General features: G+C 69.6%; 14 protein-coding genes. 5 read left to right on the top strand and 9 right to left on the bottom strand.

What is annotated here, in order from left to right; all coding sequences use genetic code 11:
- Nucleotides 1-13 precede the first annotated feature (13 nt).
- The 4 genes from ACIPYQ_RS40395 to ACIPYQ_RS40410 form a co-directional block, all read right to left on the bottom strand.
- Nucleotides 14-667: a hypothetical protein gene (locus ACIPYQ_RS40395; RefSeq protein WP_401259610.1), complete on the bottom strand. Its 654-nt coding sequence runs from the start codon at nt 665-667 to the stop codon at nt 14-16.
- Nucleotides 664-1,146 (bottom strand): hypothetical protein, encoded by a 483-nt coding sequence (locus tag ACIPYQ_RS40400; protein WP_401259612.1) that lies wholly within the window; start codon nt 1,144-1,146, stop codon nt 664-666. Before ACIPYQ_RS40400 ends, ACIPYQ_RS40395 begins: the two co-directional genes overlap by 4 nt.
- 56 nt (nt 1,147-1,202) lie before the next feature.
- A complete protein-coding gene (locus ACIPYQ_RS40405; RefSeq protein ID WP_401259613.1) occupies nt 1,203-2,411 on the bottom strand; it encodes a hypothetical protein in 1,209 nt (402 codons plus the stop codon).
- Between the two features lie 216 nt (nt 2,412-2,627).
- Entirely contained in the window at nt 2,628-3,278 is a 651-nt protein-coding gene (locus ACIPYQ_RS40410) for a TetR/AcrR family transcriptional regulator (RefSeq protein WP_401259615.1), read from the bottom strand.
- Between the two features lie 116 nt (nt 3,279-3,394).
- Between ACIPYQ_RS40410 and ACIPYQ_RS40415 the strand changes: the two genes are divergently transcribed.
- Both ACIPYQ_RS40415 and ACIPYQ_RS40420 read left to right on the top strand, forming a co-directional pair.
- Entirely contained in the window at nt 3,395-4,828 is a 1,434-nt protein-coding gene (locus tag ACIPYQ_RS40415; protein ID WP_401259616.1) for a serine hydrolase domain-containing protein, read from the top strand.
- Between the two features lie 83 nt (nt 4,829-4,911).
- Nucleotides 4,912-5,307, top strand: a complete 396-nt coding sequence (locus ACIPYQ_RS40420; protein WP_401259618.1) for a DUF3592 domain-containing protein — start codon at nt 4,912-4,914, stop codon at nt 5,305-5,307.
- 70 nt (nt 5,308-5,377) lie between these two features.
- Here the strand turns inward: ACIPYQ_RS40420 and ACIPYQ_RS40425 are convergent, their stop codons facing one another.
- From ACIPYQ_RS40425 to ACIPYQ_RS40445, 5 genes are all read right to left on the bottom strand, one after another.
- Nucleotides 5,378-6,406 (bottom strand): hemolysin family protein, encoded by a 1,029-nt coding sequence (locus tag ACIPYQ_RS40425; protein ID WP_401259620.1) that lies wholly within the window; start codon nt 6,404-6,406, stop codon nt 5,378-5,380.
- Entirely contained in the window at nt 6,403-7,734 is a 1,332-nt protein-coding gene (locus ACIPYQ_RS40430; RefSeq protein WP_401259621.1) for a hemolysin family protein, read from the bottom strand. Before ACIPYQ_RS40430 ends, ACIPYQ_RS40425 begins: the two co-directional genes overlap by 4 nt.
- 280 nt (nt 7,735-8,014) lie before the next feature.
- The gene (locus ACIPYQ_RS40435; RefSeq protein WP_401259623.1) at nt 8,015-10,120 is read right to left on the bottom strand and encodes an MMPL family transporter; all 2,106 of its coding nucleotides are present in this window, start codon (nt 10,118-10,120) and stop codon (nt 8,015-8,017) included.
- A gap of 180 nt (nt 10,121-10,300) precedes the next feature.
- Complete coding sequence (locus ACIPYQ_RS40440; protein WP_401259624.1) at nt 10,301-10,558, bottom strand: hypothetical protein; 258 nt, start codon at nt 10,556-10,558, stop codon at nt 10,301-10,303.
- Nucleotides 10,555-10,905 (bottom strand): ArsR/SmtB family transcription factor, encoded by a 351-nt coding sequence (locus ACIPYQ_RS40445; protein WP_401259625.1) that lies wholly within the window; start codon nt 10,903-10,905, stop codon nt 10,555-10,557. The genes ACIPYQ_RS40440 and ACIPYQ_RS40445 overlap by 4 nt, the downstream gene beginning before the upstream one ends.
- Before the next feature lie 250 nt (nt 10,906-11,155).
- Here ACIPYQ_RS40445 and ACIPYQ_RS40450 point away from each other — a divergent pair, with 250 nt between their 5' ends.
- The 3 genes from ACIPYQ_RS40450 (at nt 11,156) to ACIPYQ_RS40460 (ending at nt 13,029) form a co-directional block, all read left to right on the top strand.
- Nucleotides 11,156-11,377, top strand: a complete 222-nt coding sequence (locus ACIPYQ_RS40450; RefSeq protein ID WP_401259626.1) for a hypothetical protein — start codon at nt 11,156-11,158, stop codon at nt 11,375-11,377.
- Nucleotides 11,378-11,462: 85 nt separating this feature from the next.
- Nucleotides 11,463-12,467 carry a sporulation protein gene (locus ACIPYQ_RS40455; protein ID WP_401259628.1) on the top strand — a complete coding sequence of 335 codons (1,005 nt, stop codon included), beginning with the start codon at nt 11,463-11,465 and terminating at the stop codon, nt 12,465-12,467.
- Nucleotides 12,468-12,573: 106 nt separating this feature from the next.
- Nucleotides 12,574-13,029, top strand: a complete 456-nt coding sequence (locus ACIPYQ_RS40460) for a tellurite resistance TerB family protein (RefSeq protein ID WP_401259630.1) — start codon at nt 12,574-12,576, stop codon at nt 13,027-13,029.
- Nucleotides 13,030-13,082: the final 53 nt, after the last annotated feature.

The following is a 13,082-nucleotide window of genomic DNA, read 5'->3' on the forward strand; positions in this document are numbered from 1 at the left end:
CTCGGGGAGATCGTCACTTCTGGGGGCGGCCTAAGCTCCGGCGGACCGCAATCGCCGTTGCGAGCGCGGTATCCGGGCCCACAGCCAGGATCAGGTTCTCCTGCAGGCGCTGGTGCGCGGCCGGAGTCAGCCGACGTAGCGCAGGCCCGGGGACGTAGGAGGCGCCGGCCGTCTCGGGGTCGGCGCCGCGCACCACGCGGACCAGCCCGGCCGCGCGCAGCCACTGCAGGGCATCGGAAAGGCGCCGCTGCCCGTGAACCTGCGACAGCTTCCGCAGACAGGTCGGTGTGGTCGGATGGGGCGACTGCCAGTCGTCTCCGACCAGACGCCCCTCTGCTCGGGGAATCGCGACCGAGTGGATCAGCACTAATGTCAGCGCGGCCCGCTCCAGTGGCGCCAATATCCCCCAGCCATTCGCCTTGAGTTCCGCGGCGATGTCGTCCCGATACCCCGATGTCCACAGGTGGGCGCCCGTGTGGACGAGCGTGCGGCCGGTCCTTTGCAGCATCTGGTCGAGCAGGTGGCGCAGCGCCGCGTCCCGAAGTGCGGGCAGCACGGCCTCGTTGGCGGGCTCGCTCCCGTACTCAAGCGCGGCCCAGGCCGAGACCAGCGCGTCGCGCTGCTTATCGCCGAGCGGCTGAAGCAGGTCATCGAATAAGCCGCTCATCGGGCCGACTTCCGGTCAGGTCGCGGGAGCGGCAGCTGCCGGTGCAACTCCCTTAGCGCCGGGTGGTCCTGCTCCGGCCAGGTAGCCACCCGGGGGCCGAGGCAGACCGTCTGCGCCTCGTCATCGATGTTCAGCCACCGGCTGGCGTGCAGGCGTCGGAGCGCCCCTGTTCCGAGGCGGTGCAGCACCTCTTCCGCGCGTCCGGGAATGAGCTGGTCCACGACATTCAGCACCTCGCGCATCGTCGCCGGCTGACCCGGCCACGGGCTTGTCTGGACGTCCGCCCAGCAGCAGCGCAGCGCTGCGGCCAAGACCCGACTGGTCTCGTTTGGGAACTCGACTGGGAGAACCTGCATCCGCAGCTCGCGCAGCACGGCTGGCGTCACGTCGTCGGGCGGGCGGGGCAGCAGCCAGCAGCGCTCACCACCCCACTCCACTAGTCGCAGCATGCCTGCCGGGGTTCCGGTCGCTGACGGCATGCGCAGCGGACCTTCGGCTCGCGCTCTCGCCCACCACAGCGCCGCGTCCGTACTAGTCACGCGAGCCTCCGCTCTCGCTCGAACACGCCAGGCGTGAGCCAGGACGGCACACTGCCCACACGTACCTGGACCGGGCCAGACCATGTCAGCCGGTAGCCGAGCTGGTCGTTGTTGCTCGCGGCAACTAGATCGGCCAGCACGCGACGCGCCGTCACCCAGTCGGTACCCGCCAGCAATTGCTCGACAGCAACAGAGTCCGCGCCGCCGAGCACCTCCTCGGCGACTCCCGCCAGCCGCTCGGCCTCCGCGTCTGACCGTTCGTGGGAGGGCTGCTCATCGCCATCGGGAACCCGGGAACGCGGCGGCGTCGAACGGTTGCTGGTCGGCTGCGGCCTGCCGGCAACGACCTCCGTCAGGTCGGCGACATCGTGCCACGGGGAAGGCGCGTCGAAGACTTGATCAGCCAGGACCGCCGCGAGCTCATCCGCGGTTGCCCGCCGCGCGAAGCGCCTCCACATCTCGGGCGGTAGCAGGTTCAGGGCCCTCGTGGTCCCCGCTGCGGTCATCAGGCGCGCCGACGCGTTCGTCGAGGCATCTTCGTAGGCGGCGATCGCCGATCGCAGCTCCCCGCACATGCGGCTGAGCTCCGGCCAGAACTCCAGCAGAATCTCGTGCACCGCAGACGCCTGGTCGATGAGCGACTTCGCGTTCCACAGCAGCGGTGCCCGCTCCCGCAGCGCCTCCACGGTGCCGCCCACGGTCAGCGCCACGAGCTCGGCGACGAGGAGCCGGAGCGCCGTGGTTATTCCGACGACGACCTCAAGGGCTTCCTCGGCTGTACTCTGCCCGCCCTCCAGCCTCATCTTCTCCATCGTCAGAAGCTGGTGTAATTCGGACTGGCCCCCGCGGGCCAGCATCCGCTGGACGAACAGCATCGACACGTAGCTAGTGAACGAGGCCCGATACTCGCGCTGGTAGGGCTTATCAAACGCGGGCTGAATCGCTCCGAGTTTCCGCAGGACGCCCAGCCGGTTATCGATCACCTCGTCCGGGAAGGCGGCGCATGCCGCCCTGATCTGCTCCGCTGTCAGCCCATCCTCACCCGCGCGGGCAAACGCAGTAAACAGCGTGTTCGCCAGCCGAAGCAGGGCCGCATCGTCGATCGCTGCGTCTGCCCGGCGCGCAAGGACGGCGACAATTTGCTCGAACACTGAAACGACGGCCTGCTCGGCCGCCACTGTGTCCAGTCCAAACTGCTCGTCCACCGCTAAACCGTTCCTGGTTGTGTTCTGGCTCTACGGTTGGGGTTCCAGCTGCGGTTTCGCCTGGTTGAGGTAGAACGCTGATCTCGTCGCACCCAGTCCTACCCGCAGCACGTAGGGTAGCCGACCTGATGGGGAGGTCGCGGGTAGATGGCGATCACCGTCATGCCCAGGGATGTGGTAGACGTCGAGGCCGAGGGTTGATCGGCCTGGGCTGGCCTACGTCGGGCGCTCGCCGGGGGCCCGACGGCGGAGGCGGCATTGGCCGGAGAAGACGGTGGCGAGGTGGTCGCCCAGGGCGGCGAGGGCTGCGTCCGGCGGCATCCCGGCGGGGTCGGCGTAGAGGTGGGCGGTGAGGCCCTCGGCGTACGCCGCGATACGTGCCGCCTCTCGCGCCGAGTCGGTCTCCGGGGCGACCTCGCCGCACTCCTTGGCATTGGTGAGCGCCTGTACGAGAAGGGCGCGCGTGCGGTTCAGGGCGGCGACCCTGACCTCGTTGAGCCGGGGCTCGTCGGCCGCGCGGCCGGTGAAGGCGAGCGCGACCTGCCATTCCTGCCGGCGCTCGTCGTCCAGCGGCATGCTCTCCGACAGCGCGTCGAGGACGATGTGCTCGATGCGTGTGCCGATGGATTCGGAGCGCGCGATCAGGGCGGTCACCCGGTGCTCGATCTGCTCCAGGACGTGGCTGTAGGTGAACAGCAGCATCTCGTCCTTGTTGCGGAAGTAGTGCTGGACGAGCCCGACCGAAATCCCCGCCTCGGCGGCGGTCCTGGCGACGGTCACTCCGTTCAGGCCCTCGGCGGCGATGAGCCGCCGCACCGCGGCGGCGACTTGGAGGCGGCGTTCGTCATGGTCGGCAACACGAGGCATGGCTTAACCATATAGCCGTACGGTAACGTCATAACCGTACAGTCGTATGGTTATGGAGGTGGGGAGTGCGACGTCTGAGCGCAGTGGGTCTGGTGACCCTCTTATTCCTGGGAGTTGTGGGAGTTGTACGACCTGCCAGTGCCGCCGACGGGGCACAGGGCGACTTCACCCGGGTCGATGCGTACGTACAGCAGCAGAAGGAGCGCACTCGCGCGCCCGGTCTGGCGTACGCCGTCATCAGCGCCGACCAGGTGGTGCATCAGCGCACGTGGGGACGGGACGGAAACGGGACGCCCGTCACGCCCCGGACCCCGTTCCTCATCGGCTCGGTGTCCAAGCCGGTCACCGCCATGGCTGTCATGCGGCTGGCCGAGGAAGGCAGGGTCGCCCTGGACGGGCCGGTGCGTGAGCACCTGCCCTGGTTCACGCCCTCGGGTGACGGCGGCGAGCGCATCACCGTGCGCCAACTGCTCACCCACACCAGCGGGATCTCCGCGCGCGAGGGCTATCTCCGATCCGACCGCTACGACAACGAGCCCGGCGGCATCCAGCGGCTGGCGCGCACTCTGGCCGATGTCCGGCTGAACGCCCTCCCGGGCGAGCGGCACGAGTACAGCGACGCCAACTACATGCTGCTCGCCGCCGTGGTCGAGCAGGTCACCGGGCGCCCCTTCGGCGACCACCTGCGCGATTCCGTCCTCCAACCGCTGGGCATAACCGGGGCGATCACCGACACTCGGACCGCCGAGAACGCGGGCCTGGCCCCCGGCCACCGGTACTCCTTCGGCCGCCCGCAGGCTTACGCCCCGCCCTTTGATACGTCAGGCGTTCCGTACGGATACCTCGGCATGAGCATTCAGGACCTGAGCCGCTTCGCCATCGCCCAACTCGGCGGCCCGCAGACCGTGGTGTCCCAGGACGGGATACGCCAAATGCACACGGGGACCGCGCCTGTGCGCGACACCCACCGGTACGGGCTCGGCTGGCGCGACGACGCCTTCGACGACCTGGGCGTGCGCACCGTCTGGCACGCCGGCGCGACCCCCGGCTACCACAGCATCCTGATCCTCGCGCCTGAGAAGAGGCTCGCGGTAGTCGTCGAGCAGAACATCTACGGCACCCAGAACGACGAGCTGCTCAACGCCACAGCCTTCGGGGCGCTGCGCCTCCTGCTCGGCGCCGAGCCACAGCCAGCGGATGAGGACCCGATGCTCGGCCGCATGCTGACCGCGCTGGCCGCCGTCACCGCCGTGCTGGGGGCAGGGGTCGCCTGGTCCCTGTTCCGCCTGGTCCGGCCTCCAAACGTGCAAAGGAAGGCGAGCAGGCGCCGAGCCCTCGCGGGAGGCGCAACCTGGGTGGCGGCTTGTCTGCTGCTGGCCGCTACGGCCTATGCCGTGCTTCCAGGCCAGGTCGCGACCGACCTGCGCCAGGTGCTGCTCTTCGCGCCCGACGCCGGTCGGCTGATCATCGTGGTATCCGCACTGGCACTCGCCCTCGCGCTGCTTCGTGCCGCGGTCACCGTCCGTTCGGTGAGGCAGAGCACGAGGTAGACGCTCAGGGAGCAGCCGCCTCTTGTGGCCCCGCTGGTCGTAGGCGATGATCTGGGTTTTCCATCGGGCGGGGGGCGATGTCGGTGACCTGGTTGATCACCATGTCTGGGCTGGTCGGGCTGTTGGTTTTCGGGATCTCGTTGGGTATCTACGTCCACTCCAGCCCGCTGTTGAAGCGGGGCGTGCGAACCTCGGCCGTCTGTGTGAACGTGGGCCAGGTCGCGGCGGGCTCGATGCTGCTGTTGGAGTACACGCCCCCGGGCGGTCCCGCGCGGCAGTACACCGTGGGCCCCTTCGTGTTCCCGCCCGTGCGGGTCGGGGGCCGTCTCGATGTGATCTACGATCCGAAGCGCCCGCAGGAGGTGAGCCTCCCCGATCGCCTTCCCAAGAGCACGCGCGGTGTGGTCATCAGCATGGCCGTATCCGGCACGGTGCTCGTCGCGTGCGCGGTGCGGATCGTGGTTGCCGTGCGGGGCTAAGCACGAAGGCGAGACAGGCCAATGGCCGGCACCCCATGTGGGTGCCGGCCATCTCGCTGCGTGGGTGGGGTCAGGCGTCGCCGTCGTGGGCGGCGCCGACGAGTTCCTCCAGGAGGTCTTCCATGGTGACGAAGCCGACCACCGCGCCGGTGGCCGCGGCGACGGCCGCCAGGTGAGTGCCCGCGTCGCGCATCGCGGTCATGGTGTCGTCGAGCGGGGTGTCGAGGGCGACCGTGATGACGGGGCGCATGGCGCTGCGGGGGAAGGGGGCGGAGCGGTCGCCTGCGGCCAGTGCGTCCTTGATGTGCAGGTAGCCCAGGATCTCCTGGCCCGCCGGTCCGATGACGGGGAGGCGGGAGAAGCCGTGGTCGGCGGCGGTGCGTTCCAGGCGTCGTGGGGTGATGTCGCAGGGGACGGTCACCACCTTGTCGAGCGGGACCATCACCTCGCCGACGGGGCGGGTCCCGAGTTCGAGGGCGTCCTGGAGGCGTTCGCTGTCTCCAGGGGCGAGGAGGCCCGCAGCACTGGAGTCCTTGACGAGGCGGGCGAGTTCGTCGTCGGTGAAGACGGAGCCGACCTCGTCCTTCGGTTCGACCTTCAGCAGCCGCAGCAGGGCGTTGGCGAAAGCGTTGATGCCGAAGACGAACGGCCGCAGGGCCCGGGTGAGGGCGACCAGCGGCGGGCCGAGGAGCAGGGCGGTCGGCGCCGGGGCGGCGAGCGCGATGTTCTTGGGGATCATCTCGCCGACGAGCATGTGCAAGTACGTCGCCAAGGTGAGCGCGATGACGAAGGCGATCGGGTGGATCAGCCCCTCGGGCACCCCGATGGCCTGGAACGGCGGTTCCAGCAGGTGCGCGATGGCCGGCTCGGCGACCGCGCCGAGCACCAGGGAGGAGACGGTGATGCCGAGCTGGGCGGTGGCCATCATCGCGGAGAGGTGTTCGATGCCCCAGAGGGTGGTCTTCGCCCGGAGGTTGCCCTTCGCCGCGGCCGGTTCGATCTGGCTGCGGCGTACGGAGATCAGCGCGAACTCGGCGCCGACGAAGAAGGCGTTGGTGATCAGGGTGAAGGCGCCGATCAGCAGCTGGATCGCGGTCATCGGGCCTGCTCCTCATCGGTGGCGGAGATCGCGGGCGCCGTGATCGACACACGGTCGGCGCGGTGGTGGTCTATGTCGAGTACGGACAGCTCCCAGCCGTCCACCTCCACGGTGTCGCCCTCGACGGGGATGCGCTCCAGGCTTGTGGCGATCAGCCCGGCAAGGGTTTCGTACGGGCCTTCGGGCGCGGCCAGGCCGATCTCCTCCAGCTCGTCGACGCGGACGCTGCCGTCGGCCTCCCACACCTTGCGGCCGTCCTGCTCGGGGCCTTCGATGAGGTCGGGAACCTCGATCGGGTCGTGCTCGTCGCGCACCTCGCCGACGACCTCCTCGACGATGTCCTCGATGGTGGCGACACCAGCGGTGCCGCCGTACTCGTCGATGATCACGGCCATGGTGCGGGCCTTGCGCAGCCGCCCGAGGAGGGTGTCGACGGGCAGGGAATGGGGCTCCAGCAGCGCGGAGGTCATCAGGTCGGCGACCGAGGTCACCGGGCGCTTGTCCTCGTCGAGATCGAGGACGTCACGGATGTGGATGGTGCCGACGACCTCGTCGAGCGTGTCGCGGTAGACGGGGAAGCGGGAGATGCCGGTGGCCAGGGTCAGGTTCGCGGCGTCGGCCGCAGTCGCGTGGAGTTCCAGGGCCTGGACGTCGACGCGCGGGGTCATGACGTTCTCGGCGGTCAGTTCGGCCAGGCGCAGGGACTTCACGAACAGCTCGGCGGAGTCCGCCTCGATCGCGCCGGCGCGGGCGGAGTGCCGGGCGAGTGCCACCAGCTCCTCCGGTGTACGGGCGGAGGCCAGCTCCTCGGCGGGCTCCAGGCCGAAGCGCCGCACGAGATGGTTGGCGGTGTTGTTCAGGTGCCGGATCAGCGGGCCGAAGGCGGCCGTGAAGCCGCGCTGCGGGCCGGCGACGACCTTGGCCACGGCCAGCGGCCGGGAGATCGCCCAGTTCTTGGGTACCAGTTCGCCGACCACCATCAGGACGACGGTGGAGATCGCGACGCCCAGCAGCGTCGCTGTCGTCGACACGGCCCCGGCGGGCAGGCCGATGGCCTCAAGCGGGCCGCGCAGCAGGGCCGAGACGGACGGCTCGGCCAGCATGCCGATCACCAGGGAGGTCACGGTGATGCCCAGCTGGGCACCGGACAGCTGGAAGGTGAGGCGCTTGGCGGCCTTCAGGGCGCCTTCGGCGCCGCGCTCACCGGCGGCCGCGGCCCGTTCGAGTTCGCTGCGCTCGACGGTGGTCAGCGAGAACTCGGCGGCGACGAACACCGCGCACGCCAGCGTCAGAGCGAGCGCAAGAAGGAGCAGCAGGACTTCGGTCACCGTGCCACCCCCGCTCCCGGCTCGATCATCTGCGGGCAGGGCGTGGCACGGCTTGGACTGGGAGGTTCACCCATTGCGGGTCTGCTGCTCCTTCTGCACTCGGCGGCACCGTCTCCGGTCCGCGGCTGGGTTCTGGGGAGTGTCCCCGATCTCATCGTAAAGGGGCGGCAAAGTCCCCGGCGAAACGGGAGGGACTTTCCCGCCCCCGCCCCCGCCCACGCCGGAGCCGGTCACCCGAGATCGAGCCCAGGCGACCGGCTCCGGCGCGTGCGGCGGGTGGTCAGGCGTGTTCGGTCTCGCGTACCTCCGTCGCGGACGGGCCGGGCAGCTCCCGGTGGAAGAGGCGGCCCGGCCACCAGAACCAGCGGCCCAGGTCCAGGGCGAGCGCGGGCACGAGGACGGTGCGGACGAGGAAGGTGTCCAGCAGGACGCCGATGCCGACGATCACGCCCATCTGGGCCATGGTCACGAGCGGCAGTCCGGCGAAGACGGCGAAGGTGGCAGCGAGGACGACGCCGGCGGAGGTGATGACCCCTCCGGTGCTGGTCAGGCCCTCCAGGACGCCTCTGGCGTGGCCGAGTCGGGAAACCTCTTCGCGGACCCGGTGCATCAGGAAGATGTTGTAGTCGATGCCGAGGGCGACGAGGAACACGAAGCCCATGAGCGGGATCGACCAGTCGACCGCGGCGAAGCCGAGGACGTGCTCGAAGAGGAGGTTGGAGGCGCCGAGAGCCGCGAAGTACGACAGGACGACGGTCGCCAGCAGCAGGAGCGGGGCGACGAGCGCCCGCAGCAGCCAGATCAGGATCAGCAGCACGACCAGCAGCACGACCGGGATGACGGTCTTCAGATCGCGGTCGGCGGCCCGCTGGGTGTCCAGGGTCTGTGCGGTGGTCCCGCCGATCAAGGTCTCCTTGCCCCCGGCCGAGTCCAGGGCGGTCCGGAGCCGGTCGACGGTGTCCTTGGCGGCGTCGCCGTCCGGGGCGCCCTTCAGCACGACCGACAGGGTCACGCGCCGCCCGTCCGGGGTGCGTTCGCCGTCCTCGACGCGGGCGACCCCTTCCACCTGCTCGGCGGCGGCCTTGACCGCCTCGGCCTTGTCGGCGCCGGTGACGACGGTGGCGGGGTCGGAGGATCCCGACGGGTAGTGAGCGGAGATCCGCTCCTGGGCTACCACCGACTCGGGCTTGTCCTGGAACATCTCGGACTGCTGAAGTCCCATGTTGATGCCGATGGCGCTCAGCGCGAGGAGGCCGGTGACGGCGACGGACATCATCCATGACCAGCGGGGGCGGCGCGCGAGGGCCGTACCGATGAGGGACCAGACGGTGCGCGCCTTGCGGGGCGGGGTGCCGAACGCCGGGACGAACGGCCAGAAGACCCAGCGCCCGGCGATCACCAGCAACGCGGGCAGGACGGTGACCATCGCGATGAGCCCGCAGATCACGCCCACGGCCCCGACGAGGCCCAGCGAGCGGGAGGAGTTGATGTCGGCGAGGGAGAGGCAGGCGAGGCCGACGGCGATGGTTCCGGCGGAAGCGAGGATCGCGGGTCCCGAGCGGCGCAGGGCGATCCGCATCGCGGTGTGACGGTCCTCGTGGCGGTGCAGTTCTTCCCGGTAGCGGGCGATGAGCAGGAGTGCGTAGTCGGTGCCGACGCCGAAGACGAGGACCATGAGGATGCCCGCGCTCTGGGGGTCGACGGGCAGGTGCGCGTACGTGGCGAGCAGGTAGGTGGCGACCTGGGTGAGCACGGCGGCGAAACCGACCGACAGCAGCGGGAACAGCCACAGGACCGGGCTGCGGTAGGTGATCAGCAGCAGGACGGCCACCACCAGGCCGGTGGCGATCAGCAGGGTGGAGTCCAGGTCATTGAAGACCGCGACCTGGTCGACGAGAGAGCCGGCCGGTCCGCCGATCTCGATGTCGAGGCCGGGAGGCGCCTGCGCGTCGGCGATGGAGCGGAGCTCCTCCACCTTCCCGGTGATGTCCCCGTCGGCCGACAGCGGGACGACGACCATCAGGGCCTTGCCGTCCTCGGAGGGCATGGGCGGCGAGACCTGCTCGCCGTCGGCGGCGAGCGCCGCGAACCGGGCCCGGTCCGTCTCGGCCTTGGCCCGGGCCGACTCGGAGACGGGGGCGTCGGAGTTGTAGACGGCGACGGCCGGCATGAGCGCGTCCGTACGGAAGCGCTCCAGCTCGGTGTTGACCTGCGCGGACTCCGCGCCGCGCGGCAGGAAAGCGTTGGCACTGGTGTCCTCGACCTCGCCCAGCTTGCCCGCGAGCGGGCCCAGCGCCACGGCGAGGACCAGCCAGGCGAGAAGGACGAACCATTTGGCGCGGCGGCCCGCCGGTACACCGGCGGCGCGCTTCAGCAGCGCATTCATGAGTAATCTCCTGTGTGTGGAGTGCGGCCGGTTCTTCCGGCCCGGACTAGGGCGCACGGAACCCGGACCACGGCTTTGCAGGGTTTGGCGACCTGCCGTGGCGTGCGGGGGTATGGCGTCTGGACTGTGTTCTCCATGGGCGTGGCCGGGAGTTCCCGCTCCCGGCCACGCCGCGTACCGCTACTCGATCTCGCGCATCATCTTCTCCATCGAGCTGACCGAGCGGCGCGTCTGCGTCAGTTCGTCCAGCGTCCGGCGGTGCAGCTCGACGTTGTCCTCCAGCAGCGCCGCGTACTTCGTGGCCAGTTCCTTGTACTGGGCCTCGCGCAGGGCCGACATGCGGGCCCGCCACGTCGCGGCGATCTGCCAGACGACCACGATCAGCAGGAGGAAGACACCGCCCGCGCCGACGACTCCGGCCCAGTCCGCTGCGTTCATTTCGCCGACTCCTTCGTCTTCTCTTCCTCGGTGAGTGTCCGGGCGGCTTCCGCCACGAGGCCCGGCGAGAGGTCGTAGCAGAAGGGCGTGACCTCGAAGTACTTCATGGCCTTGCCGTCCTGCGCCGTTTCCAGTGATCCCTTGACCAGACCTGCGGCCTCCAGCACCTTCAGGTGCATGTGCAGCAGCGGCCGGCCGATCTCCAGCTCGCGGGCGAGTCGGCTGACGTAGTTGCGGCCGTCATCGACCAACGCGCCGACGATCCGCATCCGATGGGGGTTGCCGAGAGCCGCGAACACCTTCAGCAACTGGTCCCCGCTCGGTTGCGGCGGCGGGATTGCGGTCATCGAGGCCCCCTTCGCCGTACCTGTCACTCAAAGCTGACACCTCCCCGGTGACGTGTCAAAGAGATCTGACACATCTCAGGGAAGGGTGGGGGGATCTCAGGGTCGGTTCAGGGTTCACCGTGTCCGAGGAGCCGTTTTCGGACTTTCCCCTCCAAGTCCCCCCGGTTGTCGCCCCCGTGCAACGTTCGGCCCCTATGCTCGCTTCTACAGTCATGTAGAAACATGACGGCGACCGCACTGGAGGACTGCCGTGGCTTCGATCGATCTCGACAAGGTGCTGGACAAGGCGTGGCGGGACAAGACCCTGCCCGAGATACTCGCGGCCCCCGTGTCGGCCCTCAACGGCGTCTCGGAGCGTGAGGGCGAGCACCTGAAGCATGCGTTCGGCGTCAAGACCGTCGCCGACCTTGCCGACCTGAAGTACGTCCGCTGGGCCCAGGCGCTGGCCGCGCTGGACACCTCCGCCAAGTAACGCTGATCCGTGGGCCGGTGCCTCCCCGCAGCGGGAGTGCGCCGGCCCACGGCCCGAACGCACAGATGAAGGAGTGAACGCCATCATGGTGTTCAAGAAGCTGCTCGGCTCGCTCGGCGTCGGCGGCCCGACCGTGGACACGGTCCTGGATCCGGTCTCCGCCGTGCCCGGCGGCATGCTGAGCGGAGAAGTCCGTCTCCACGGCGGCAAGGCCGACTTCACGATCGAGCACATCGCCCTGGAGCTCGTCGCCCGAGTCGAGGCCGAGCACGACGACGGCGAGTCGCACGGCATGGTCGCCTTCGACCGGTTCACCGTCGGGGGCGGCTTCCGCCTTGCCGAGGGCGAGCGACGCGCCGTCCCCTTCGCCGTGACGCTGCCGTGGGAGACGCCGGTCACCGAGCTGTACGGGCAGCCGCTCGGCATTGTCCTCGGCGTGCGGACCGAACTGTCGGTCGCCGGCGCCAAGGACAAGGGCGACCTCGATCCGTTCACCGTACGGCCGCTGCGTGCCCAGGAGGCGGTCCTGGAAGCCCTCGGCCAGCTCGGCTTCGGCTTCAAGTCGGCCGACCTGGAGCTGGGGCACATCCGCGGCACCGGCCAGCAGTTGCCCTTCTACCAGGAGCTGGAGCTCACCCCTCCCGCGCGGTACGCGCACCAGGTCAACGAGATCGAGGTGACCTTCCTCGCCGATGCCGCGGGGCTGGAGGTCGTACTCGAAGCCGACAAGCGCGGCGGCCCCTTCTCCGAGGGCCGCGATGCCCTCTCCCGGCACAGGATCGACCACTCCGAGGTCCCGCACCGCGACTGGAACTCCGAGGTCGACGCCTGGATCCGGCAGTTGATCGACCACCGCGAGGGGCATGGCTCGCACGGGACGCCGTACGGGCAGGACGGCGGTCACGGGCATGGAGACGGTCACCGCGGCCACCACTCAGGCCCGGGTATGGGAACCGTCGTCGCCGCCGGTGCGGCCGGCCTCGCGGGCGGTGTCGTCGGCGGGATGGTCGCCGCCGAAGTGGTGGACGAGGTCGGCGACTTCTTCGAGGAGGACGAGGAAGGCGCCGAGGAGGGCGACGAAGAGAGCTGAGGCTCCCTCACTCCCACCTGGTAGCTTCTATAGAAATGTAGAAATTCCGGCGTTCGGCCAGGTTCGTCCGGTCCGGATCCGCCAACTCGACACTGATGGAGTTCTCGTGGCCCTGTGGGACCGCCTCAAGGAATCCGCATCGACGATGCAGACCCAGCTCATGGCGAAGAAGAACGAACTGACCAGCGGCGCCTTCCGTGACGCGTCGATGGCCATGTGCGCCCTGGTCGCCGCCGCCGACGGCACGGTCGACGCCTCCGAGCGGCAGCGCGTGACCCAGCTGATCGCGACCAACGAGGTGCTGCAGAACTTCGACGCCGCCGACCTCCAGCGGCGTTTCGAGGCCAACCTCGACAAGCTGGCCGCCGACTTCGCCCTCGGCAAGGTCAGCGTGATGCAGGAGATCGCCAAGGCGAAGAAGAAGCCCGCCGAGGCCCGCGCCGTCGTCCAGATCGGCATCGTCATCGGCGGCGCCGACGGCGACTTCGACAAGACCGAGCAGGCCATCGTCCGCGAAGCCTGCTACGCGCTCGATCTCCCGCCCCACGAGTTCGACCTCTAGCACCCCCGCGCCACCGTGCCGCGGTCCCCGGGGGTGGGGATGGCCCCACCCCC

Origin of the sequence: Streptomyces sp. NPDC090045, assembly GCF_044747975.1 — a bacterium.
Classification (GTDB): domain Bacteria; phylum Actinomycetota; class Actinomycetes; order Streptomycetales; family Streptomycetaceae; genus Streptomyces.

What these genes read in the sequence shown, in the direction of transcription:
- ACIPYQ_RS40395 (WP_401259610.1), bottom strand. Translation starts at nt 667, where the DNA reads ATGAGCGGCTTATTCGATGACCTGCTTCAGCCGCTCGGCGATAAGCAG.
- ACIPYQ_RS40400 (WP_401259612.1), bottom strand. Translation starts at nt 1,146, where the DNA reads ATGCCGTCAGCGACCGGAACCCCGGCAGGCATGCTGCGACTAGTGGAG.
- ACIPYQ_RS40410 (WP_401259615.1), bottom strand. Translation starts at nt 3,278, where the DNA reads ATGCCTCGTGTTGCCGACCATGACGAACGCCGCCTCCAAGTCGCCGCC.
- ACIPYQ_RS40425 (WP_401259620.1), bottom strand. Translation starts at nt 6,406, where the DNA reads ATGACCGCGATCCAGCTGCTGATCGGCGCCTTCACCCTGATCACCAAC.
- ACIPYQ_RS40435 (WP_401259623.1), bottom strand. Translation starts at nt 10,120, where the DNA reads ATGAATGCGCTGCTGAAGCGCGCCGCCGGTGTACCGGCGGGCCGCCGC.
- ACIPYQ_RS40440 (WP_401259624.1), bottom strand. Translation starts at nt 10,558, where the DNA reads ATGAACGCAGCGGACTGGGCCGGAGTCGTCGGCGCGGGCGGTGTCTTC.
- ACIPYQ_RS40445 (WP_401259625.1), bottom strand. Translation starts at nt 10,905, where the DNA reads ATGACCGCAATCCCGCCGCCGCAACCGAGCGGGGACCAGTTGCTGAAG.
- ACIPYQ_RS40455 (WP_401259628.1), top strand. Translation starts at nt 11,463, where the DNA reads ATGGTGTTCAAGAAGCTGCTCGGCTCGCTCGGCGTCGGCGGCCCGACC.